The organism is Rhodococcus sp. P1Y (genome assembly GCF_003641205.1).
Taxonomy (GTDB): domain Bacteria; phylum Actinomycetota; class Actinomycetes; order Mycobacteriales; family Mycobacteriaceae; genus Rhodococcoides.
The window spans coordinates 1468722-1493239 of sequence record NZ_CP032762.1; the positions used below are offsets into that span (position 1 = coordinate 1468722).

Consider the following 24518-nt stretch of genomic DNA (forward strand, 5'->3'; position numbering starts at 1 on the left):
ATGGCTCCCTCTCCTCAACATCAGCGCGCTCACGAGCTGCTCACAGCTGACATCACCAAGGCCAGCCGCAAGGCCAAGCTCAGGTTTCGTACGCTGACGGACCTGGTGAACACCAACGAGCGGTATCCGGACCTCATTCCGCTGCTCATCGATTGGCTGAAGAACGTCGAAGCGCGCAGTGAAGCCACGGACCCCCAGGTCATCGGCAATCTTCGCGACGGACTTGCCCGCGCACTCACCACCGTGGATGCGATGGGAACCGAGGCGGTTCCGGTGCTGTTCGATCAGTTCTACCTCGATCCTCCCTTGCCTCCGATCAACAGCTTCGCAGTGGGAAATGCATTGCTGCAGCTTGCTGTCCCGTCGGATTACGACCGAATGGCTGCGGTCGCGGCGGACCGGACATTGGGCTCGGGTCGGGCGGCGATTCTGGAGTGGCTGATCAAGCAGGGACGCCCCGATGGTCTCGACATCGTCGTCGGCGAGGTCGAGGATCCATCCGTCCGCGCGTTGGGCATCAAGTACATCCGTCAGTACAAGCCTCTGCCTTCCGGCCTGCGGCCGAAGATCGAGCCTTACGCGGATGATCCGGACAGCGAAGTGCGTAAGCAGGTCAAGCTGACGCTGGCGAAGCTTCCGGAGTAGTACTGCCCTACGCAGCGTGTGAATAGTGGCCCGTTTATGGAAGACAGTTAAGCGCGTACACGCGGGTTTGGCCCTCTGCCGTGAGTCCAGCAAGCTTGGTTGCGACTTGTTCCACGGCCTTGTCGACGGATACTCGTAGAATTCGTCCGGAGGCCTCGGTGCTGTTGTTCGAAGGCAACACGACGTTTGCGGTGATGCGACGTTCCCACTCGTCCACGTCGCCGGTGGCCTTGTTGTACTGGTTCAACGTGACGCACACTGCTCGCTTGACCAGCTTCTCGCCGTCGTTTCCGTAGACAAAATCAACAAGCTTCCGTGTCAGCAAATATTCCAGCGAGGCTCCGGAAACAGGGATGCCAGGTGGCTTTGGTAACTGCGGTATGCGAGGTACGCGTGGAACGGCGGGCGCCGGGATAACAGGCTTGGGCACTGGTAGATTCGCGGGAGCCTCGCGCGGAATTCTTGGAATCGTCCGGGCTGCGTCGTCTGCTGTAGAGCATGCGACCGCCAGGAGGAAGACAGCTACGAGGAAGTACCAGAAGGGTGTTTTCGACAGCTTCATTTTGACCCCCGGAGTTATACGGCCCACCGCTGGATACCGGAACACGAGCTTCCGGCAAGCCTATGCCTGAATTGCGGAAATGGAGTCAAGATCGGAAGTGGAATGCACCGCAAACGCTGGCATTGTCGTTTCCTTTCGTAACTAAACTATCCACGGCGGTCGTATCTCGTAACTCGGAAATTGGAAATACGCATATGGACAAACTTTATTCGGGGTAATTTCTGTCGATACTTCGACAAGGGCGGCTCAGTGATGACAGTGAATGAGAACGTGCCTGGACGTACTGCCGATGGCTTTCTGGTCGTCGAGCTACGCACCCATGGTGTCAGCGGTACTCCGCCCGCCTCCATCCTCGGCGCCAAATCCGTCGTCCAGATCAACCCCGGACGTCACGGACGGTTCTTTCAGGAAGCCGAGCCCACTAATCCGGAGGAAGCCAATCCATACCAACATCCGATAACCTTCGGCGAAGTTCCGCATGACCGGCTTCGTGAGGCCTACCACTGGGGGAGCATGACTTCCGGTGGATTCATGCAGGCGATGTGGGCACTGCTGCTGCCATTCGCTTTGGTGAACGTGGCGCAGTGGATGCTGCCTGCACCGACCGGCACGAAAACGGCCAAGTTGGTAACCATGGCGCGAGCGCTCATTCGCATCATCGGATTGTTGCTGACTGCGTTGATCTCAGCGCAGTTGACGGTGATCGTCGCCGACCTGTTCTTTGCACAATGTTTGTCGGCCACGGTTCCCAGTCCGCAATCGTCAGCGTGCTGGAGTTCCGAGTCGATCGCAGGGCACCTGCCGTCATGGCTGGAGCGGTGGACCCCCGCCAAACTGGTTATCGCCGATATTCCCGACGCGCTGCGCGCCCACCCCCTTGCGGGCGCCCTCGTCATCGCTGCTGTCGTAACCGCAGCGGTGGTTGTGTGTGGAACGATGACCGGAGCAAAGTACGCAAAGACGCTTGGATTCGAGGAAGATCCGACGGCGGACGTAGCCGCATCCGCCGAACCATTGCCGGCGGTAGACGCACCAGATGCGATCGGGCGAGCAGAATTTCGTGCCACGTCGAGCGAGTCGGAGACTGCGCCCGCACTGAGGACGCTGCATACCGTCGCAGCATTCTGTTCCGCTGCACTCCTCTTGCTCGGTATGTGGCGGTGGTCGGGCCACAACGCAGAGACGTATCTCTGGGGCGCGGCCGTTGCGCTGTCGCTGCTGGCGCTTGTTTGCGGTGCCGCACTCGACGATCCGACGCTGTCCGGCGGCCGGTATTCCGGTTACCACCAACTTGCACAGAAGTTCCTGAGTGGCAAACCTGGCTGGATTCTCAGTGCCCTCGCCTTCGGTGTGTTCGTCGGAGTGTGCGCCCTTGTGGTGCCCGGCAGGCTCGACCGATCCGAATTCGGTGTTTCGCTGGCTGGCGTCAACGACGGTGTCTCACTCCTCATGATCACCCTGTGCGGAGCTTGCTTGCTTTTGTTGGTCTTGGTTCTTCCCGCTGGAGTCGGACAGTGGAGATTCCAGAAGGAAGTGATCTGGGAATCCGATCCGGAGTCGGGTGATCGGGTGCCGGTCAAATTCAGAGCAATGCTGTTCGGTGTCCACGCGCCGTTCGTCGCCAGCCTGGCTTGTCTGCTGGGAGCGGGTCTGGGCGCAGGACTGGCCGAGATCGTCGCCCACTTCCTGGTACAGAACGATGAAAAGGTGCGGCTTCCGGGTATCTATCAGGCGGTTGCTTTGCTCTGGGGGGTGATGGCGTGCGGTTTGGCGATCTTGGCCATCTGTGCGCTTGTGGTGCTGAACTTAAGGCTGGAGTTCAGCAGGTTGTACCGAGACGCCCAGATTCTTCAGTTCGGAGATACGCCTCTGAGTCTCGGCGAGACAGTGAAATTCGGGTCCAGATGGTTCCTTTCCCGCATCAATCAATCACTGCATCGGATCGTTGCGTACATGGTTGTGTTGGGTGTACTCGGCGGCATCGTCTCGATCTACACCGCGGACAACCTGCCTGCGTGGCTGTATTCGTTACGGGACAGACTAATTGGCTGGTTTGTCGAGCCTGCGGCAGAGCTTGCCCGTCACTGGGATCGACTCGGCGATGCGGACTGGGCGAAATGGCAGGGAGTCCTTGAGGGCGTCGGGCTCGCGGTGATCGGATTCCTCGTCGTGACGCTGCTACGGTCGATAATGAATGCCCGGAAGAACCCGGACAAGAGCGGCAGAAACTTGGGTGTCATCTGGGACATTGTGTCGTTCTGGCCGCGCGAAGCACATCCTGTGACGCCAATGTCGTATGCGCCTCGGGCACTCGATGACCTCGTCGGCCGGATCTACCACCATCTGGAGTGGAATCCGAAAAGCGAGACGTTCAGCAACGGAACGGCTCCCAATACCCGCATCGTGCTCTGCGGACACAGTCAGGGTTCACTGCTGATGTACGCAGCCGTACTCCAGATCGACCGCGAGCTGGTGGAGCACGAGAACCGAGCGGCGATCCTCGAGCGGATTGGGCTGATGACATACGGCTCTCAACTGCAATGGGCCTTTGCCCGCGGGTTTCCCAGCATGCTCAGCTTTGAATCACATGCGCGCGTGATGAAGTCGCTGGGAGGCAAGTGGCACAACCTGATTCGGTTCACAGACTTCGTGGGTGGCCCCGTGCTCTCCTGGAAGCGTGTGCCGGAAGGGGCGACGTCGATGAGAGCGACTGTTCTTGTGGACGGCGACGACAGTACCCCACCAAATAATCCCGTCTACCAAAAATGCGCCCCGAAATCCCCCGAAAACGGCCACCTGAGGCTCGGCAACGAGCACTGGTTCGCGGATCCTGCGCCCAGTAGTACAGAGATGCTGGGCCACTCGAACTACATGGCAAGTGCGCACTGGGACAGCGTCTTGGGAGAGTGTGTGAGGCGCACCATCCCAACTGCTGCCGAGGTGCAAAACTCCGAGGCGTAACGCGTTGTTCTGCCGACTCCGTTCCAGGAGTAAGCACCCATTTTGCCGACCTGGACACCCTGCTATGACGAGAACAGAGGTGCCAGCTCGGCAAAAACAGTGCTAGCCCTCGGATCGCAGTTGACGTTCGCAACCGCGCTACAGATCGACCGCGACCTGAATGCTTGCGAAACCGAGAAGCTACCCTCGAACGCCTAGCCAACACCTAATTACGCCAAAATTAGGCGATAGAGGACCGGCTTCGAGCGCGAACTCAGCTCAGCACTGCGGAACGTCGACGGTGATGCTGGGGTCGTCGACGAGTGGTTGCTTCGGAACCACGGCCTCACCCGGCACCGAGGGCTCTTCGAGCTCCCACACGACCGTCGAGGACTCCCCGGGTGGAACGGTGAGGTACGCCGCCTGCACGGGATGCCCCAGTTCGGTTCCACCCTGAACCGAGAACGCGCTGACGCCGTCGACCTTCGTCGACACGATTTTCGCGCCCTGCGTGCCGTAGAGATAGACGATCGACTCGTTGGTGCCGTAAGGGACGCCGGGCTGGAACGTACTCGCCACGTAGGAAGTGAGACCGTTCGGATCGACGTTGTTGGTCAACGTGGCGGTCACTGTCGACTTCCGCGTCGGGCCGGTGCATGATTCCGCGGTGTAGCTGATGTCGCGAGCAAGGTAGTAGTCGAGCTTGTTGCCGCCCGCATTGTTGACGACGACGTTGGCGTACGGGGCGGGATCATCGGGCAACGTGTGGCCGATCTTGGTGCCGGACAGAACATCCTGCTCGGCGGGATCCGCACTCCAGATCTGAATGCGGCCCTCGCTGCCCGCGCGGCCCACGGCGTCGAGCAGCTTTCTGGTCGGTGCGACACCGGTGGTCATCTTGCCCACTACGGCCGCCGCGATCTCCTGTAGATACGCCTTGCGGGCGATCTGATCGTCACCGAAACGCGAGTACGCCGTCGACAACGTGACCTCGACGACGTTGTCGCCGGAGATGACCTCGCCGTCGGCCAACGTGATGGGGCCCGTCGCGTCGAGGATGTAGCCGAGTGCGATGGGATCGGTGCCGATCGCCCCGTTCAACTGCTCGCCGGTCTGCTCGGCCCACATCGACGACCAGATCTGACCTGCGTACGGAAAGTTCGGGCTCGCATTGGAATTGCGGAAATCAGTGGTGGTGTTTCGGGGACCCCACAGCGCGTTGTACTCGGGACCCAGATCGATGGGTCGTTCGGCGAACTCGAGCTCGTTGTTGCTACCGAGTGTGTCGACGCGTGCGGTCCCGTCCTCTGCGCGCAGAATGCCGAAGCCGCCGAGCAGACCGCCGGTGCCGCGCGCCTCGGCGTTCGTCTGAAACGCCAGGAAGTACGAGCGCGGGCCGCTCGCGCCCATCATCGTCGGGACGAGCTTGCTTGCCGTATAGGTGTTGGTGAGCAAGCCGGCAAGATCGTGAGTCTGATTCTCCAACTGGACCCGTGCGTCCTGCACGACCCCGAGGTAGGCCGGATCCTCGATGGCCTGTGCCCTGGCGTAGAGGTCTTCGGCAGCTGCCGACGTCGACGCGAGGACGGGTTCGGCGTCGATCAGGGCCTGGAGGTTCACCCGCCCACCACCTTCGACGATGCTGTCCGGTGAGATGCTCGCACTCGCATCCGATGCAGGCTCGAGCACATCGACCGCCAAGCCGTGGACCACGTCGGCGATCTCGGTGATCGTGGCGATGGGACTGCCGAGATACGGAACGGCGCCTGCGACGGTGAACGGAAGTGAGGACGCGGCATTTTGTGCCTTCGCGGCAGAATTCGACGCATCTGCGGCTGCCGCCTTCGCGCCCTGCACGTCGCCGTCGAGAAGCGCATCCTTGGCCGAATTGGCAGCAGTACGAGTCGCTTCGAGATTCGATTTGGCGCTGACGGCCTCGTAGGCAAGCCACGCGACGAAGGCGACGACGATCAAAACCACAACTCCGACCCCGATGAGGACGGGCCGTTTCTTGCTCGTGCTCGATCTCGGTGCTGACTCGGTGCTGTGGGTCATCGTTCTTTTGCTCCTCGTGGCCTTCAGTTCGGATGACTGGTGCACCGGGAAGAGTAGTGCTTAGGCGACGAGAACGTGCGAGCGAGCTGAATGTCCTTCAGGCAAATAACACATTAACGAACTTCGCAAAGTGCAATGTGACGGAAATGACAGAGCGTTACTGAAATCGTAACGTAATAGTGGTGCAATACGACGTCTGTTGTGTTGTTCAGAGGGCTCACGATCGAGCGCGAATGTTTCGATGGAAGGGAAGCGGTTGGGCCAGGCGCCGAGCTCGAAGGGTCGAGACGGATTCGGCGAGGCTCGGCTGAAGCCGTGGGACGCCGCCGTCAAAGCTGTGTTCGACCGCGTCGTGGCGTCGGCGATGCTCCTACTGCTGACCCCGGTTCTGGTGACGTGCGCCCTCGTCGTCAAATGCGTGGACCCACGTAGCCCCGCGATCGACAGGTTGCCCAGGTTCGATCGGGAGGGCAGAGAATTCGAACTGCACAACTTCCGCGTACCGACGTTGCCGCCGGTGAGGTGGGCTATCGAGCGCCTCGGCTTACGACACCTGCCCGAGCTCGTCAACGTGATGAGAGGCGAGATGAGCCTCGTCGGGCCACGCCCGCTAGCGGTGCAGTCGGCTCCGCTCGTCGGGTCGACCATTCGGCCGGGCATGACCGGGCTGTGGGTCCTGGAGCCGGCCGCCGAGCGCACGCCGCAGCAGATCGCCGAACTCACTCACTCGTACGCATCGTCATGGTCCCTCGCGACCGACATCGACATCTTGGTGAGGTCTGCCGGCGCGGTCCGATACGGGCCCAATTCGTCCTTGCGCGATCGGCATTGACCGCCGAAACAATCATTTCGAACTTTTTCTATGACATTTCCGTAATCAAGCCGAGATGAGCCTTCCAGGCCGTCCAGAAACTTTCTTGGACTTATCCGAGAAGTGGAGCAATGGCCGCCGGTCCACTACTTTGACGGAAGGTGTCTGTAGATCAACGTCGATTCGATGATGTTCGGTGGATCCATTGCCAAGCAGTCGGCACTGACGGTTGAGGAGGGGGCACGTGTCTGCAGTAGAAAGCGCATCGACTGACGATGGCCGCTTTCCGCTGTCCGCAGCCCAACTGAACATCTACTTCGCCCAGAAGATCGCACCCGACGTTCCGTTCACCGTCGCGCAATACGTCGAGATTCGCGGGGAGATCGATCCCGCAGTACTGATCCGAGCGACGGACATCGCCTGCCGCGATCTCGAGTCACCCGGTGTCCGGCTCACCGAGGTCGACGGTCGCCCATTGCAGTGGTTCGACACCAACGTTCCGTACGCGATGATCTACAAGGACCTGCGCCACCAGTCGGACCCAGTCGCGTACGCACAGCAGTACATGGACGAGCACCACCGACAACCTGTCGATCTGGTTCACGATCAACTGATCGTTTCCGAGATCATCCAGGTCGGTGACGCACATTACTTCTGGTACAGCCGCGCTCATCACGTCGTCATGGACGGCCTCGGTGCCATCTCCGTGCAGGAACGCACTGCAGCCGCATACACGGCGCTAATTACCGACACTGACATCCCGAAGACAAGGGCCGTCGGAGTACGCGAGATCTACGACTACGAGGCTTCCTACGTCGACTCCTCCCGCCAAGAGACGGACCGCCGGTATTGGCAGGGTCGACTCGAAGGCCACGCCGACGCACCTCGCTTGGCGCGGTCGTCCTCGCTTCCGAGTGGAGTATCGGTCAGCGTCGGAGCCGTGCTGGACAACGACATCGCCGACGCCATGGCCGACGTTGCCCGTCGGTACAACTCGTCCGACGTGCCCGTCGTGCTCGCGGCCTTCTCGTTGTACCTCGCTCGGATGACCGACACCGAAGACGTGATGCTCAGCCTGCCCGTGTCCGGCCGAGCGACGACCAAGCTGCGCGACTCCTCGGGCATGATGTCCAACATCGTGCCCCTGCGCGTAGGAGTCGACGCCGACATCACCGTCGAGGAGCTTCTCCGGCGGATTCAGGTCGAGCTCACCGGCGCCCTCCGGCATCAGCGCTTCCGCGTCGAGGACATGCAGCGTTCGGTGGGTGCGGGGTTGAGGGGAGACCTGGGGAGGCGGGAGCGCAGCCTGCGGAGTGACCTTGGTAGGCCGGGCGCTTTCGGTCCGACGGTGAATATCATGATGTACGACAGCACGATTCGGCTCGGTGACGTCGTCGGCGAGTACCGCGTGCTCTCGAGCGGCCCGATCGACGACATGATGGTCAACGTGTACCCGGGTGTGGCTGGGTCCAGTACCCGCGTCGACTTCCTCGGCAATCCTGCGGTGTACACCACGGACGAGCTCGCGGTGCATCACGCGCGGTTCCTCGAGGTCCTCACATCGCTGGTTGCTGCACCGGATGGTTTGTTGCTCAGCAATATTCGACTGTCCTACGACGCAAACCTGGCGTACGTCGAGGACACTACGACTGTCGAGCCTGTGGTGCTGCCGACGCTTCTGTGCGGCGGTGTCACCCTGCACGCCCACGGCGTCGAACTCGGGCCTGCGGATTTCGTCGAACGCACGGAACACGTTGCGGCCCAGCTCATCGCGCTGGGCGCAGGTCAGGAAACGCGAGTAGCTTCGGCGCTCGAACGTTCTGAGCTGTCGGTGCTCGTCCTTGCTGCGATCGCGGCAGCGGGAGCGTCCTACGTTCCGATCGATCCGCGCGAACCTGCCCAGCGACTCGACGGGTTACTCGTCGATGCGGGCGTGTCCTTCGGGATCGCGTCGCGGGCGTCCATCGCCGAACTTCCCGGCGCTGTCGACTGGCTCGCGATCGAGGATCTGCTAGACGCCAACGACGGCGCCGATGCCCCCACCTACCGGGCGCCGCCCCAACACCTCGACAACGAAGCCTACGTCATCCACACCTCGGGATCGACGGGAAAACCGAAGGCTGTCAGCGTCACTCATCGTGGACTCGCACAGTTGGCTGCCACTGTGGTTGACCGATATCACGTGACGAGTTCGTCGCGCGTGCTCCATCTTGCGTCCCCGGTGTTCGACGCCTCCATTCAGGAGATTCTCGCCGCGTTCGCCGCGCGCGCGTCCCTCGTGGTGGCTCCCGCCGATGTCTACGCGGGTCGACCGCTGGCCGAGTTGACCACCCGCACCCGAATCACCCACCTGATCACGTCGCCGTCAGTTCTCGCGACGCTGCAGCCTGAGGACCTGCGCGGCGTCGAGGTGTTCGATGTCGGCGGTGAGGATTGCCCGCCGGCGCTGCGTGACCGGTTCGCCGAATCCGGTGTCATGCTCAATGCTTACGGACCCACCGAGACCACTGTTCTCGCAACACTGTCCGATCCGATGACCGCCGGGGGCCGGATCACCATCGGCACCGCGCTGCCGGGGGTCCGCGCGCTCGTGCTCGATACTGCCCTACGACCCACCCCTCACGGTGGAACCGGCGAACTGTACCTCGGCGGCGAGGGCGTCGCCCGCGGATACGTGGGTCGACCCGGTCTGACTGCCGCGCGGTTCGTCGCCGATCCCGGTGCGCCGGGCCAACGGCTCTACCGCACCGGAGACATCGTCCGCTCAGCGGTGGACGGATCCGATCTCGAGTACGTCGGCAGGCGCGACGGCCAAATTCAGCTGCACGGTCGACGCCTCGAACTCGGCGAGGTCGAGGCGGTCGCCACCACGTCGGCTGGCGTCACCGCTGCCGTCGCCGACGTACGAGACGACCGAATCACTCTCTACGTCACCGGCACCGATGTCGGCCTCGATTCGGTACTCCGCACTCGACTGCCCGGATGGATGGTGCCGCAGCGGATCGTGGTGCTCGACGCTCTGCCGCTGACGGCGAGCGGCAAGGTCGACCGCCGAGCGCTTCCGAGCCCGACCGCAGTCTCGTTGTCTGATTACGTTGCACCGCAGAGCGATACGGAGAAGGTGGTTGCCGGCGTCTTCGCCGACGTGCTCGGTGTTGCGGATGTGGGGCGCGATCACACGTTCTTCGAGCTGGGCGGAGACTCGCTCAGCGCGACTCGGGTGATCGCCCGGCTGGGTTCCGGATTGACGTTGCCCACGCTGTTCGACACGCCGAGCGTGACAGCCGTCGCGGCAGCCCTCGATGCCGCCGTCGACCGGGAGGTATCGCTGGACTTGCTCGATACTGTTCTTCCCGAACGGGTTCCGTTGTCGTATTCCCAGCAGCGGCTGTGGTTCCTCAACCAGTTCGATTCGAGCTCGCCTGCCTACAACATGCCCGTCGGGATTCGGTTGGCACCCGGCACTGATGTGGCGCTCGTCGTCGCTGCACTGCGCGACGTGCTGGAACGGCACGAGTCGCTGCGAACCTACTTCCCGGACGACGGCGACGGCCCGCGTCAGGTGGTGTTGGCAACAAGCACTGTGCTCACCGACATCGCTGCGCGTCAGGTAGCAGCGGCGGACCTGAACGAGACGATCGAGAAGATCGCATCGACGGGATTCGATGTTGCCCAGGGCCTTCCTCTTCGCGCCGAAGTGCTGGAGACCGCCGATTCTGTGGTAGCGGTGATCGTGTTGCACCACATAGCGGTCGACGGATGGTCCGTCGACCCGCTCGTGAAAGATTTCGCGGTCGCCCACGCCGCGCGCACCGCCGGGCATGCACCGACGTGGGGCCGTCTTCCCGCGCAGTACAGCCATTACGCCGTGTGGAACCGAGCCGTCGTCGATGCCGTCGCGGATGACCGACTGCGCTATTGGACTTCGGTGCTGGACGTCTCGGATGCGGGTGAGCACGACCTGCTCGCAGCGCTGCCCACCGATCGGCCCAGGCCTGCCGTGCAGTCGATGGTGATTGAAGGACTGCCGTTGGTCCTCGACGCGGACCTGGTGACACGACTCCACCGCCGTGCCCAGTCGGCAGGCGCGACCACGTTCATGATCGTGCACGCCGCGCTCGCAGCAACGTTGAGCCGGTTCACCGGATCGACGCGAACCGTCATCGGCTCACCGACGGCTGGGCGGGGACACCCGGCGCTGGACGACATGGTGGGGATGTTCGTCGGCACCGTTCCGCTCGCCGTGACGGTCGACCCAGACGGGAGTGTCGACGATCTTGTCACCGCAGTGAGACGCGCCGACCTCGACGCGTTCGCGCATGCCGAGTTGCCGTTCGAACGAATCGTCGACGCAGTGGCCACCGACCGTTCCCTCGACCGCCACCCGCTGTTCCAGGTGATGTTGGCCTTCGACAACGCTCACCACGAGTCGCTGGACGATCTACCGATCTCGTTGCATCCCATCGAGACTCGTACGTCGGAGTTCGACCTCAACGTGGTTCTCGCCGAATCGGAAGCAGGCATCTCAGGCCGTATCGAGTACGCCGTCGACCTGTACGACGAGCCCACCGTCGCCGAGTTCGCGTCGGTCTTTCTGACCGTCCTTCGAGCCGTCGTCACCGAACCGACCGCAATCGTCGGCGACCTGCAGTTGGCTGCGAGGAGCACCGAGGCAGGTCCGGCACCGGTCGGAACCCTGCTCGACGTCCTGGCAACAGTTGGGACCGCGATCGACGGTGATACCCGGATCGAGTACGACGAGTTGGACCGCCGGTCGAACAGGTTGGCGCGTTTACTGATTGCGCACGGTGTCGGCCCAGAATCCGTCGTTGCCCTGTCTCTGGAACGGTCGGCAGAGTACGTGCTTGCACTGTGGGCGATCGTGAAATCCGGCGCGGCGTTTGCCCCGATCGACCCTCACTATCCGGCTGCGCGGCGCGAGAAGATGCTCGACGGCATCGTGATCGGCGTCGGCGGTGACGAGACCGGAGTGACGTGGGTCGACGAATCCGAGGCGCTGATGCTCGCGGACGGCCCGATCGCAGACGGCGAGCGCACTGCGGCTCTGCGTCCCGACCACCCTGCATACGTCATCCATACCTCCGGATCTACCGGCACCCCCAAGCCGGTCACCGTGACCCACGCGAGCGTGTACGCGCTGGCCGGTCAGGTTGTTCCTCACTATGCTGTGACAGCGCAATCACGTGTGCTGCAGGGCTATTCGGTCAACTTCGACGCCGCGGTGCTGGAACTGGTGTTGGCGTTCGGTGCAGGTGCAACGCTGGTGATCGCGCCGCGCGACCTGGTCGACGGTGACGAAATCAGCCGATTCCTGACGTTGCACGGCGTCACGCACTACCTGTCGACCCCCGCCGTGTTGGCGACGGTACCCGCCACTGCGGGGCTGACGACCGTTGCCGTCGGGGGTGATGTGCTCGGCTCCGACGTCGTTCGGCAATGGGCGCCCGGCCACCGAATGCTCAACGCGTACGGACCGACCGAGGCCACCGTCGTCGCTACGCTCACCGGACCGATGAAGGTCGACGGCACGGTCACCATCGGTAGACCACTCGATTACGTCACTGCCCACGTGCTGGACCGCAGGCTGACGGCAGTTCCGGTAGGCGGCGTGGGCGAGCTGTACCTGGGAGGTGCCGGCCTTGCCCGCGGTTACGGAACACGCGCGGCGCTGACCGCCGAGCGCTTCGTCGCCGGCCGCGGCGGAACTCGGTTGTACCGCACCGGCGATCTCGTGCGTGTGGACCCCGCAGGCGAGCTTCAGCATCGCGGACGCATCGACTCCCAGGTGCAGTTGCGGGGCGTCCGCGTCGAACTGGGCGATATCGAGTCGACGTTGGCGTCGCATCCTGACGTGCGAGGCGCGGTCGCAGCAGTGCGAGAGGACAGAATCCTCGCTTGGGTCGTCGGTATCGACGAGCTCGCGGCGAAACAGTGGCTGTTCGAGCGACTTCCGCTCGCCTTGGTACCCGCGACCGTGACCACGCTCGACCGTATTCCGTTGACCGGCAATGGAAAAGTGGACCTTGCCGCGCTGGAGACCCCAGTTCCGCCAGTTGTCGACGCCGCCGCAACGACATCGCTGTCCGAGGACGTCGTTCTCGGAATCTTCGCCGACAGCCTCGGAGTACTCGACCCTGCCGTCGATGCGAACTTCTTTGCCCTGGGCGGGGATTCGCTGGCCGCGACGCGCGTCGCGAATCGCATCGGGGCAGCGCTCGGCACGCACGTCCCCGTACGGACGGTATTCGAAGCACCGACCGCCCGACTGCTCGCGGCCGCCGTCGAGAAGGCGTCCGAGGACCACACTCCGCTTCCGGTGTTGGCACACCACCCGGATGCTCACGATTTCGCTGGCCTCGCGCCCGCCGAACAACGGATCTGGTGGCAGAACCGGTACGACCCAAACTCTGCCGCGTACAACATCGCGTTCGAAGTGCAAGTGCCACCGGAGGTTGACCTCGGTGTTCTGCGCGAGGCCGTCGGAGATGTACTGCGTCGGCACCTACCGCTGCGCACGGTGTATCCAGGAACTCCGGACGGTCCGACGACGACCGTTCTCGAGCCCGACGTGGTTCTCTCGTCGCTCGACGAGCGTCACGCCGACGCCCAGGCATTGGCGACCGACGGATTCGATCTCACGGTCGAGCCTCCCGTCCGGTTTGCGGTGACCCATGACTCCGGCACGGCAAAGCTGACGGTCGCGGCCCACCACATCGCCGTCGACGGACTGTCCCTCGCCCCGCTCGCCCGCGACGTCGAGACGGCGTTGAGGGCGCGCATCGCAGGTACCGTTCCCCAATTCGATCCCCTTGCAGTCGATTACGCGGACTACCGGCGATGGCAGCGGGACGTACTGAGCGCGGTGTCGGACCGTCAACTCGACCACTGGCGTCGCACGCTCGCGTCGATGCCCGGCTACCTCGACCTGCCCACCGGCAATCCGGATCCGAACGCCGACGCCGAACCGATCGAATTCGGACTCGACTCCGACACTCTCGACGAACTCCGCACTCTCGCACACAGACTCGGGGCGACAGTGTTCGTGCTGGTCCACGCGGCACTGGCGGTGGTTCTGGCAGAAGCATCGGGAACCACCGACATTGCCGTCGGGACACCGGTGTCGGGGCGCTCGGACCCGCAACTCGACGCGCTCGTCGGAATGTTCGTCGGGACGGTCGTGCTGCGCACCGAGGTGGACCCGTCGAAGACGTTCGAGCAGTTCGTACTCGACGTGCGAGAAGTGGACCTCGACGCGTTCGGCAATGCGGACGTGCCGTTCGAACGGGTTGTGGACGCGGTGAGCCCGACGCGGTCCGTCGACGTTCACCCTCTGTTCCAGGTGCTGCTCGCCTTCGGTGACCTGCACGCTCCCGCATTCGCGTTCGGCTCCGAGACGGCGACTCCGCGTCGAATCGACGTCGCCTCCACTCAGTTCGATCTCGAATTCGTCGTCGAGGAGACCGCCGACGGCCTCGCCGGACGATTGACCTACTCGGCGGCGAGATTCGCGAGGTCGGTGACCGAGAACCTGGCGACGCGCCTGCTGGCGGTGCTGACATCCGTCGCCGCGCAGCCAGGGATCGAACTGGGGAGCGCGCAGTTCCGGGGTCGCGGCAGCACCATCGACATGGTGCACGCCGACGAGGCACCGGAGAGTTACTCGTTGGGGGCTGTGTTCGCCGGCGCGGCCGAGAAGTGGTCCGATCGCATTGCGGTGGTGGACGGCGATGTGGCACTGACCTACCGCGAGCTCGACGAGCGTTCGAACATGCTGGCTCATGCACTTGTCGGTGCTGGAGTAGCTCCGGGGGATCTGGTGGCCGTCGTGCTGCCACGGTCGATCGAGTTCGACATCGCCGTGTGGGCAGTTGCGAAAGTCGGGGCGGCCTACCTTCCGATCGATCCGCAGCAGCCGGCTGCACGCATCGACGAGGTGCTGGTTCAGGCACTTCCGGTGATCGGAATTTCCGGACCGAACTTCGACGCGGACGCCCGGTGGCTGAAAGTCACCGACGAACGCCGGTCCGAGTTCGATGCTCGCGAAGTACCGATCGACGCAGCTGCCTACGTCGTCTACACCTCGGGATCGACCGGTACTCCAAAGGGAGTGCGGGTGACTCAGCGTGGAATCGCCGATCTGGTGCAGAGTCAACGTGACCTGTTCGGGGTTCGTCCGGATTCTCGCGTGCTGCGGTTCGCATCGCCGAGCTTCGATGCCGCCGTGTTCGAGATGCTGCTGGCGGTCGGAGCGGGCGCGGCGAGCGTCATCGTTGCCCCTGGCGTGTACGGCGGCCGAGAACTCGAAGCTCTCGTCGAGCAGCACGAGGTGACCCATGCCTGCCTGACGCCGACGGTACTGCAGGTGACCGACGCGAAGGCGATGCCGACGCTCGCCGTCGTCGTCATCGCAGGTGAAGCCGTCAACTCCGAACTTCTGCACCGGTGGTCGCATGGTCGCTCGGTGTTCAACGCGTACGGACCGACCGAGGCCACCGTGATGAGCACGTGCACGCCGTCGTGGCCAGAGCCGTTGCTACGCAATGAAACCAACTTGCCCGACGTCACGATCGGTGGCCCGACGCGAGGATTCGACGCCGTGGTACTCGACGCTCGGCTGCGCCCGGTCGGAGACAGCGTGGTGGGTGAGCTCTATCTGGGCGGTAGGGGTCTCGCGGAGGGGTACATCGGCCAGGCAGGTGCGACGTCGAGTTCGTTCGTGGCCGACCCGTTCGTACCGGGTCGACGGCTCTATCGCACAGGGGATCTGGCGCGGTGGACACCGTTCGGCGGACACCGCCAGCTCGAGTACGTCGGTCGCGTCGACTCTCAGGTGAAGATCCGAGGACACCGAGTCGAACTCTTCGAGGTGGAGGCAGCTGTGCTGCGGCATCCGAATGTGGAGCAGGCAAGCGTCGTCGGTCGGGGTGACGCGCTCGCGGCGTATGTCGTCGGATCGGCCGGCCCGCGGGATGTGCGTGCATTCGTAGCCGAAGCCGTGCCAGGGTTCATGGTTCCGAACACGGTGACCGTCGTCGATTCGCTGCCGACGACGCTTTCCGGCAAAGTGGATGTGCGTCGACTTCCGGAACCGACTGCTGTCCCCGGCGGCATTGTGCTCCCGACAACGGCACTGGAGTTCCTCGTGCGGACGGTGTTCGCCGACGTGCTGGAGATGCCGGAGGACCACATAGGCATCGAAGACAACTTCTTCGACCTCGGCGGGCATTCGCTGCAGGTCGTCCGGGTGATGGATTCGCTGGCCGATCGACTGGGACAGCAGATTCCGGTGACTGCCATGTTCGTACGCCCCACGGTGGCCGGTTTGGCCAGGCACGTCGAGTCCGACACCGCGAGCGGTAGCAGTGGTGTGTTCGACGTGCTTCTGCCGCTTCGCGCCGAGGGCATCGGAATGCCGCTGTTCTGCATCCATCCCGCCGTCGGCATCGCGTGGAGTTACCTCTCGCTCCTCGCCGAGACCGACCGGCCCGTCTACGGACTGCAGGTTCCCGGAATCGCTGACGGAGATGCCATTCCGTCGACGATCGACGGTTTCGCGACGCGGTACGTCCGCGAGATTCGCAGCGTGCAGCAGGAGGGCCCGTACCATCTGCTCGGCTGGTCACTCGGTGGTGTGATCGCCCACGCTGTTGCCGCTCGGCTGCAAGAAGACGGCGAGGATGTCGCTCTTCTGGCACTCGTCGACGCTCGATTGACCGCACCGGACGACGCGGAGGAATTCGGTGTCGAGGACCTTGCGTCGCAGCTCGGGGTTCAGGGCTCATCGTTCGACGGCATCGCCGCCGAGTTGCACCGCACCCGTAGCGAACTGTCCTTCGTCACCGCCGACCATCTGCGGCGGGTGTATCGGCCGGTGACATCTGCAGCCGGTTGGGTTGCAGCGCATAGAGTTCCCGTGTTCAAGGGTGATGTGGACTACCTCGCGTCGCGGAACTCGAGGGGCGCGGACCAATGGAAAGACTTCGTCGGGGGTGTCGTCTCGGTACACCGAGTGGACGCCGATCACGAACACATGCTGGGTGAAGCAGGCGCCCGCGCGATAGGTCGGGTACTCGGTACCCCTTCGGTGACGGAAGGTGTGGCGTGATGAATCAGCAGGGCGCGACTACCAGGAGACTGGAACCGTACGTCGACAACGTGCGAGCTCACTACGATCTGTCGGACGAGTTCTTCGAACTGTTCCTCGACGACAGCATGACTTACAGCTGCGCCTACTTCGAGCGTGAGAACATGACGCTCGAAGAGGCCCAAACCGCGAAGATCGATCTCGCACTCGGCAAGCTGGATCTGCAGCCGGGTATGAGGCTGCTCGACATCGGTTGCGGCTGGGGCGCTCTGGCCAAGCGAGCGGTGGAGCAGTACGGCGTCGACGTCGTCGGCCTGACCTTGAGCCGCAATCAGTACGAACACGCGAGTGATGTCGTCCGAGACCTACCCGGCGCGGAGATCCGACTGCAGGGCTGGGAGGAATTCGACGAGCCCGTCGATCGGATCGTCAGCATCGGTGCGTTCGAACATTTCCGGCGCCAGCGTTACGCGGCGTTCTTCGACAGGTGCCGCGCTGTTCTCCCGTCGGACGGCCGAATGTTGTTGCACACGATCGTCATGCGGCCCATCGCCGAGGTCCTCGCACGCGGAGTCGTCTTCACTCGCGAAGACGCGCACTTCGTGCGGTTCATCATGCGGGAGATCTTCCCGGGCGGACAGCTGGCTCAGTCGGACATGGTGGTGTCCAGAGCGTCCGAGGCCGGGTTCGGGCTCACGCGTGAGCATGCTCTCGGTCCGCACTACGCGCGAACCCTGGACGAATGGACCGATCGCCTGGTGGCCTCGCGCGATCAGGCGATTGCATTGTCCAGCAAAGAAATCTACGACCGCTACATCCGTTACCTCACAGGATGTTCGGCACGTTTCAAAGACGGTCGCATCGACGTCGTGCAGTTCACTTTGTATCCGAAGTCTCCGTCACCACGTTGAACAGCAGCATGTGCCCCAGGCACGACACCATCTAGTACTCGCTGTGCGAATAGAAATTAGGGAGCCCAAGTGGAAATCCAGGACTACCTCCGAATCCTGAGAACGCGGTGGATGATCATCGTGGTCACCGTCGCGGTCGCAGTTCTGGGCGCGCTGGCGGTCTCGCTGCTCACGACGCCGACCTACCAGTCGTGCAGTCGGGTGTTCGTCTCCACGTCCGGTGGGTCGACGGTGAGCGAGAGTTACCAGGGCAACCTGTTCTCGCAGCAGCGCGTTGCGTCGTACTCCGAATTGGTGACGGGCGAGACGCTCGCGTCGCGGACGATCGACGAGTTGGGCTTGTCCATGACGCCCGCACAGCTGGCGGCCAAAGTCACTGCCACCTCGACCCCCGACACCGTTCTCCTCGACATCTGCGTCGTGGACACAGCTCCCGAGACAGCTCGTAACGTCGCGAATTCGCTCGCCTCGCAGCTGACCACGCTCGTACGGGAACTCGAAACCCCCGAAGACGGCGGATCGGCCGCTGCCGGAGTTCGTTCGGTGGAGCAGGCACAGGCGTCGTCGAGCCCGATCAGTCCCAAGACGACCCGCAATCTGGCCCTGGGCGCGGCAGTCGGGCTACTGCTCGGAATCGCGCTCGCAGTACTGCGCGACCGTCTCGACAACACCATCAAGACGCGCTCTCGCCTCGAAGCCGCCGCGAAGACTTCCCTCGTCGGAACGATCCCGTTCGACAAGGATCTGAAGGAGACCTCCGTGGTGTCGTTCGGTGCCGCGAGGTCGTCGAGCGCAGAAGCGTTCCGTGAGTTGCGCACCAACTTGCAGTTCCTCGAGGTCGACCATCCGCCGCGCGTCATCGTCGTCACGAGCGCCGTGCCGACCGAGGGCAAAACCACCGTCGCGGTCAACCTGGCCCTCGCGCTCGCCGAGGCCGGCCATCACGTCGCGCTCGTCGAAGGCGATCTACGACGCCCACGCGTGTCGAAGTACCTGAATCTGATCGGGTCGGTCGGGCTCTCGACGGTACTGGCCGGTCAGGCTGAACTGTCCGACGTGCTCCAGCCGAGTAGCTACGAGGGACTCGAGGTTCTCGCGTCGGGTCCGCTGCCGCCCAACCCGTCGGAACTGCTCGGATCCGAAGCCTCACGTCGTGTGATCGAGGAACTGCGTGGTCGATTCGATTACGTCATCCTCGACGGCGCGCCCTTGCTCCCGGTGACCGACTCCGCGCTGCTGACCACGCACAGTGACGGCGCACTCGTCGTCGCACGATTCGGCCACACCAGCGAGAGCGAGGTGACGAGGGCGGTGGAGAACCTGGAGAAGATCGGCGCACACATCCTCGGTGCCGTGTTCACGATGATGCCGCAGGGCCGTAAGGGTGGGGAGAACTACTCGTACTACTACGAGACGGACAAGTCGATTCCGCACCAGGTGCCGAACCCGGTGACCCCAGGATCGGTCGCCACCCAGTGGGACAGCAAGCCGGCAGAACCACCTGCGTCGCCGTCGCCCACTGCGTACGACAACCGGCCCCCCGCAGTGCCGTCGGCGCCGGAGACCACCGAGAGCGTTCGTTCGACGGCCCGGCCCTCGGGTCCGGCGATCACTCCGACCTCGACACCCGGGTCCGGAGCGGCTCCGCAGAACGGTGTGACTCCGCCATCGCGAAGGTACAAGGACTGAGCCGTCTCTGTACGTCTTCAGAATTCGGGCGTTTCGTCGTTGGCGACGGCCTCGATCCAGTCGACGGTTCGGTCGGTCAACATAGGTTCCCCGACCACCCAGGTGGGTGCGGTGTCGCCGCCGGTTATCGAGAGGATATCGGCGCGGACACCCTCGTCGACCGGTTCGCCGTTGTGTTCGACGAGCCACTCTCGGGATTCCTGCGTGATCTCGGGCCACCACTGTTCGACGTTCATGAAGGCCAGTGTTGTCTCTCGGCACCCCAACGCGCATCAGGGTGAACCCTGAGCCCGCCCGCGGCGACCCTCCGACACATCACCGAAAAATCGACGGAACCGGACGCGCCCCCGCTGCGTCCAAGAGAGTGTAGGGATAGTGCGGTCGGCGAGCGCTAGGGCGTTTGCCTGAGCGGGGGTGCAGGAATGCTCGAATTCGAGTCGGACTCGTTGCGTGCGTTGTCGTCATCGCTCGTCGACACGGCTGATGCCGTCGCCTTGCTCGACCCGTCACCACCCGTCGACGTAGGGGTAGCCGCGATGCCTCACTCGGCATTCGGTATGGCAGCGGGACCCTCTGCCGAACCGATCCTCGCCGCCTACCGGGCCACCGCCGACCGACTCAGACACATCGCCGACGCCGCGTCCGCGAGTGCCGACGGATACGACGAGGCCGAAGCCACCTTCCGTCATCAACTGCTCGACCTGCGTGGTGAGCTGTGATGCCCGCGTCCATCTCCCAGCTTCGGGGCTGGAATCCAACGGTTTTGGCAGGCGTCGCCGAGGACATCGCGCGGGTCAACAGCATGTTCGACGTGCGGGTTCACCACTCACAACGCGCTATCGACGACGCACTCGTCCATTGGGAAGGCGATGCGGCAGCGGCAGCGCAGGCCCGTGCGCTCGCCGATCACCTGTCCGGGAGCGAACTCGCCACCGCCGTCGACGCCTACTCCGACGCCTTCGGAATCGCGGCGCGAGAACTCGATGCCGTGCGCACCTCCGCGCTCACGGTCGTGGACTCCGCTGTGGCCAGGGGCTTCGAGGTGCTCGACGACGGCAGCGTTGTCGCTCCCACCAGCGCCACCGGAGACGGCGTCGTCGATCTTCTTCTGCAGTCGGACTTCGAGCAGAAGGCCCGCGAGATCGAGGACCAGCTCACACCGCTTCTCGTTGCCGCAGCCGACACCGACGAGTCCTGCGCAGCGAGGTTGCGAAAAGCCGTCGAGACCGTCCTCGGGCTTCAGCGCGACCCAGGAGCAGCCCCGCAGCCGGACAGTCCGCAGGTGCGCGCCATCGTCGACGGACACTCCGCCCTCCCCGACGATCCCGCCGCGCTCGCCGATTTCTGGGGCGAGCTGACCCAGGCCGACAAGGATGGACTCGCCGCGTGGGATCCGACGATCGGCAACCGGGACGGTCTCCCCGCCGTCGACAAGTCTCGGTACAACGCCCTCCTGCTCGCGACCCTGACCAGCGACGCACGAGACCTGCTCGGCGCAGTCGAGGCCCGTCACCCCGATTGGATGGAAGACCGCAATCTGCCACTCGAAAGCCGCAGCTACAGCGGCGAGGACGCCGACCAGTTGCGCGAATACTCCCGGTGGCTCGACGATCGTGACGCCGCAGAAGAAATGGTCGTCGGCTACCAAACCGTGCAGACCCAGCTCGCCCGCGAGGGCGCCCCGACATTCCTGCTCAACATCGACGACAAGGGCCGCGGCGCACTGGCACTGAACAACCCCGATGTCGCCGCCAACGTTGCGACGTACGTCCCGGGGACGTCGACGGTGCTCGCATCCATCGGCCGCGACATGACCCGCGCCGAGAACCTCCTCGACACCGCCAATATGGTGAGCCGAGGCCCCAACTCGGTCATCACGTGGCTGGGATACACCGCCCCGCCGGATCTGCACGACGCCACGTCCGAGAGATTCGCCGACGCCGGAGCCGTTCGCCTCGACCGCTTCCAGGACGGCCTCCGCGCCGCTCACGAGGGCATGCCGGCGCACAACACCGTCATCGGCCACAGCTACGGCAACACCGTCATCGGCCATGCGATGCGAGACGGAGCCGCGCTCGACGTGGACGACGTGGTGTTCGTCGGGAGCCACGGCGCGGGAGTGCAGCGGGTGGACGAGCTCACCTTCTACGGCCTCGACCCGTCGCAGAACGCGCCGCACGTCTACGCAACAGCTGGACCGGGGGACTGGACGGCCGACATCGCCCCCGACGTACACGGAAGCAACCCCGCCGCACCGTACTTCGGAGCGACGACCTTCAGCACGGGAGATACGGGGCCGTCCTCGCACGACAACTACTTCGACCGGGGAAATCAGGCTCTCGACGCGATGGGCGCGATCATCGTCGGCAGGGGCACAGCGGGCATGGGGTCGGGCGGCAGCGACGGGCGTGACATCGTGGACTGGGGTGGAAGCGAATGAACGAACAGCTGAGTCCGCTGGAGGCACAGAACTTTTCGTTCGACTTGCTGGAGAATTCACTGGCCGTCCTCCCGGCGGGCGCACGGTTGGACCGCGTCCACCCGGACTTTCCCCATGCACAGCTGAGTTTCGCGAAGTTCGAACCGAGCTACGACGACAACACGACGATCGACGGGCCCCATCGGTTTTCGGTTGCGTTCTGGGTGGTGGGCGGCGGCGACGGCCGAGCCGCGCTGGAGCGGTTGGTTCGACGATGGACCAGTTGGGGTTGGTTCGTCGACGACCGATCCGGCGGCGATCTCGGATTCGTGCGGGCCACGTCCTTCGACGGTTACCGCCTGGTGGCGAGGCTCAGCATGGATGGCGAAGTGAGCCTGGGTGTTTCGTCGCCGAGTTTCCCATTCGAGAATTGTGAACGACCGGGCCAGACATACGCCCCCGGTGTGATCCTGCAGTCGTGACCGCAGGCCGTGAGGAGGAGGAGCTGACGGCCAAGGCCGCTCGCATCCACCGGGCGCTTCAGACAATCAGAGGCATAGCCCGATCGGGAGGCGGCGAGGTCCGAATCGAGGTGGACGTCGACGGACGAATCACCGATCTAGTTCTGAGTGAATCTTTTTCGGCGATATCCGCGGACGTGATCGTGCAAACTCACGCATCCGCGCTCGACGAGGCCACCCGTGCCGCCGGGGACATCAAGCGGGAGTTACTCGAAGACCCGCGCGTGAGCGCGCTGGTCGACCGAACTACTGCGGCCAGGCCTACGTATCCCACAACGGACCTGAGGCAGCCGCCGTCGATCTACGATCGCTGGTGACCCATGGTCGCGGTCTTAGCTTTCGGAACTATCCGCGCGGGGCGTTCCCGGAACCGCCGATGAGCCCGGCCAACCACTGGTCGATGTCCGGCAGCACCGGTGCGGGCAGCGGCGCGGGCGGTGGCGTCAGGTCGAACGACCCAAGGGCGTCGAGAACGTCCTGAGTCTGCGCCGACGGCGGACCGTACGTGTTGGCGGCCACCGAGAATTCGTCGCCGATCGATGCGGAGGCAACCACGCTGGAACTGTCGTCGGCCCATCCCCACTTGGTGCCGGTCGAATCTGCCAATTCGCCAGTGCCCCAATCTTGATTCGTTCCGTCGGCAGCGACCGGGGCCGACGAGTTCATCCATCTCAGGACGGGACTGGACGGATCGGAGCGCTTCTTGGCCTCGAGGAACGTCACGGTGTCGGCTGTGCTGGTGTACGAGCTGCCCCAGAATCCGCCGCGCGAGGTCGATGTGAGTCCGTACTCGGCGGCAGTGGCGTCGATGGCCTGCGGGTACTTCGAATCGAGTGTGGAGGCGGCGCCGTCGTCGCTCAACTGGACCATTCGCGCGGCCGCGTCGAGGTCGGCAGGCGACCCGTCACCGTGGCGCACTGCATAATCCGCCATGTACAGCTTGACCGTCGACAGACCCGGCCGAGCTTCGTTCTCGTTCCCGGTACCCACACGCAGACCCGTCGGGGAATGCACGAAGGACAGCGACGTCCGAGACGGCACGTCGGCGAAATCGCCGGGTACTGGAAGCGCCGACGCCGGAGCTGCACAGACCAACGCGGTGAGAATGGAACCGGACGCGAGAAGCAGGCAGCGTCTGACAGCGGGCAAGGGGAACTCCTCATGTGCGGCGGTACCGACGAAAGGACGGCCCTGTCCGGTTTGTACCCCCTGCGCGCAGTGTCCAATCCTGGTCCGTTCACAACGGAGTTGCGCGTTTACAACCAAGATTTCGGTTGTGAACGGATATTTCAGTTGTAAGCACGGGCGCTGATCCACAGATGGCATCCGCCCCGATCTACCCCCCCTGTTGTGCGCCCACAGCCCCTCAGAGCGCACATCGTGGGAGTAAATTGCCGAGCCTGGGAGTTCGATCACCGAATCGAGGACATCCGGGACTTGCCGTGACCTACGTTCGGTCGAGGGTGATCTTGACGAATACGCCTGCGCCCTTCTTGTGCGCGACGGCGTGGCCCGTGCGAGTGGCGCCGCCCAAGTCGATTCGGATCGGACCGCCATCGGGGTAGAAGTTCCGCCACCAGCTCTTCTTGTCGGGAAAAGCCACTCCGATGGTCACCTCGTCACCGCGTTGCTTGTAGCCGACGGGGATGCTGAACTCCTCGCCCGACTTTCGCCCGGTGTACGTGATCTCGGTGATCGCGCCACCGATGTACTTGCCGATGACCGGGGCCTTGATCAGCGGCCGCACGAGAGCGTTGAAACTAGCGGCTGCACGCTGGAATGTGTTCACGCGTCCGATCGTGCCACTATCGCCTCTCTCCTGCCGGGTTCGAGGTTGTGCAGCGGATTCACAGACGCTGG

Annotated in this window: 15 protein-coding genes; 10 read left to right on the plus strand and 5 right to left on the minus strand. The window is 63.8% G+C overall.

Annotated elements, in window-relative coordinates:
* Positions 1-645: a hypothetical protein gene (locus tag D8W71_RS06945; protein WP_121112144.1), complete on the plus strand. Its 645-nt coding sequence runs from the start codon at positions 1-3 to the stop codon at positions 643-645.
* A 34-nt stretch (positions 646-679) separates the two neighbouring features.
* Here D8W71_RS06945 and D8W71_RS06950 read toward each other — a convergent pair whose 3' ends face one another.
* Complete coding sequence (locus tag D8W71_RS06950; protein WP_121112146.1) at positions 680-970, minus strand: hypothetical protein; 291 nt, start codon at positions 968-970, stop codon at positions 680-682.
* A 486-nt stretch (positions 971-1456) separates the two neighbouring features.
* On the opposite strand from D8W71_RS06950, the gene D8W71_RS06955 reads away from it, so the two are divergent.
* Complete coding sequence (locus D8W71_RS06955; protein WP_153275332.1) at positions 1457-4168, plus strand: hypothetical protein; 2712 nt, start codon at positions 1457-1459, stop codon at positions 4166-4168.
* Between the two features lie 258 nt (positions 4169-4426).
* Here the strand turns inward: D8W71_RS06955 and D8W71_RS06960 are convergent, their stop codons facing one another.
* Entirely contained in the window at positions 4427-6202 is a 1776-nt protein-coding gene (locus D8W71_RS06960; RefSeq protein ID WP_121112150.1) for a DUF4012 domain-containing protein, read from the minus strand.
* Between the two features lie 241 nt (positions 6203-6443).
* Between D8W71_RS06960 and D8W71_RS06965 the strand changes: the two genes are divergently transcribed.
* From D8W71_RS06965 to D8W71_RS06980, 4 genes are all read left to right on the plus strand, one after another.
* Positions 6444-7034 (plus strand): sugar transferase, encoded by a 591-nt coding sequence (locus tag D8W71_RS06965; protein WP_121112152.1) that lies wholly within the window; start codon positions 6444-6446, stop codon positions 7032-7034.
* Positions 7035-7257: 223 nt separating this feature from the next.
* On the plus strand, positions 7258-17139 hold the full coding sequence (locus tag D8W71_RS06970; RefSeq protein WP_121112154.1) for a non-ribosomal peptide synthetase: 9882 nt from the start codon (positions 7258-7260) through the stop codon (positions 17137-17139).
* The gene (locus D8W71_RS06975; RefSeq protein WP_121112156.1) at positions 17139-18029 is read left to right on the plus strand and encodes a cyclopropane mycolic acid synthase family methyltransferase; all 891 of its coding nucleotides are present in this window, start codon (positions 17139-17141) and stop codon (positions 18027-18029) included. The genes D8W71_RS06970 and D8W71_RS06975 overlap by 1 nt, the downstream gene beginning before the upstream one ends.
* 69 nt (positions 18030-18098) lie before the next feature.
* Positions 18099-19718: a polysaccharide biosynthesis tyrosine autokinase gene (locus tag D8W71_RS06980; RefSeq protein WP_121112158.1), complete on the plus strand. Its 1620-nt coding sequence runs from the start codon at positions 18099-18101 to the stop codon at positions 19716-19718.
* A 17-nt stretch (positions 19719-19735) separates the two neighbouring features.
* Here D8W71_RS06980 and D8W71_RS06985 read toward each other — a convergent pair whose 3' ends face one another.
* A complete protein-coding gene (locus D8W71_RS06985; protein WP_121112160.1) occupies positions 19736-19954 on the minus strand; it encodes a hypothetical protein in 219 nt (72 codons plus the stop codon).
* Between the two features lie 186 nt (positions 19955-20140).
* Here D8W71_RS06985 and D8W71_RS06990 point away from each other — a divergent pair, with 186 nt between their 5' ends.
* Genes D8W71_RS06990 through D8W71_RS07005 form a run of 4 tightly spaced genes read left to right on the plus strand, consistent with a single transcriptional unit; the run spans position 20141 to position 22975 of the window.
* The gene (locus D8W71_RS06990) at positions 20141-20437 is read left to right on the plus strand and encodes a hypothetical protein (protein WP_121112162.1); all 297 of its coding nucleotides are present in this window, start codon (positions 20141-20143) and stop codon (positions 20435-20437) included.
* Positions 20437-22158 (plus strand): alpha/beta hydrolase, encoded by a 1722-nt coding sequence (locus D8W71_RS06995; protein WP_121112164.1) that lies wholly within the window; start codon positions 20437-20439, stop codon positions 22156-22158. The genes D8W71_RS06990 and D8W71_RS06995 overlap by 1 nt, the downstream gene beginning before the upstream one ends.
* On the plus strand, positions 22155-22619 hold the full coding sequence (locus D8W71_RS07000) for a hypothetical protein (protein WP_121112166.1): 465 nt from the start codon (positions 22155-22157) through the stop codon (positions 22617-22619). The genes D8W71_RS06995 and D8W71_RS07000 overlap by 4 nt, the downstream gene beginning before the upstream one ends.
* Positions 22616-22975 (plus strand): YbaB/EbfC family nucleoid-associated protein, encoded by a 360-nt coding sequence (locus D8W71_RS07005; protein WP_161965419.1) that lies wholly within the window; start codon positions 22616-22618, stop codon positions 22973-22975. Before D8W71_RS07000 ends, D8W71_RS07005 begins: the two co-directional genes overlap by 4 nt.
* A 28-nt stretch (positions 22976-23003) precedes the next feature.
* Here D8W71_RS07005 and D8W71_RS07010 read toward each other — a convergent pair whose 3' ends face one another.
* Complete coding sequence (locus D8W71_RS07010; protein ID WP_121112170.1) at positions 23004-23807, minus strand: hypothetical protein; 804 nt, start codon at positions 23805-23807, stop codon at positions 23004-23006.
* Positions 23808-24105: 298 nt separating this feature from the next.
* Positions 24106-24447: a hypothetical protein gene (locus D8W71_RS07015; protein ID WP_121112172.1), complete on the minus strand. Its 342-nt coding sequence runs from the start codon at positions 24445-24447 to the stop codon at positions 24106-24108.
* Positions 24448-24518 lie beyond the last annotated feature (71 nt).

Excerpts from the sequence above, each read along its gene's own strand:
- D8W71_RS06945 (WP_121112144.1), top strand. The coding sequence starts at position 1 with ATGGCTCCCTCTCCTCAACATCAGCGCGCTCACGAGCTGCTCACAGCT.
- D8W71_RS06960 (WP_121112150.1), bottom strand. The coding sequence starts at position 6,202 with ATGACCCACAGCACCGAGTCAGCACCGAGATCGAGCACGAGCAAGAAA.
- D8W71_RS06965 (WP_121112152.1), top strand. The coding sequence starts at position 6,444 with ATGGAAGGGAAGCGGTTGGGCCAGGCGCCGAGCTCGAAGGGTCGAGAC.
- D8W71_RS06975 (WP_121112156.1), top strand. The coding sequence starts at position 17,139 with ATGAATCAGCAGGGCGCGACTACCAGGAGACTGGAACCGTACGTCGAC.
- D8W71_RS06985 (WP_121112160.1), bottom strand. The coding sequence starts at position 19,954 with ATGAACGTCGAACAGTGGTGGCCCGAGATCACGCAGGAATCCCGAGAG.
- D8W71_RS06990 (WP_121112162.1), top strand. The coding sequence starts at position 20,141 with ATGCTCGAATTCGAGTCGGACTCGTTGCGTGCGTTGTCGTCATCGCTC.
- D8W71_RS06995 (WP_121112164.1), top strand. The coding sequence starts at position 20,437 with ATGCCCGCGTCCATCTCCCAGCTTCGGGGCTGGAATCCAACGGTTTTG.
- D8W71_RS07000 (WP_121112166.1), top strand. The coding sequence starts at position 22,155 with ATGAACGAACAGCTGAGTCCGCTGGAGGCACAGAACTTTTCGTTCGAC.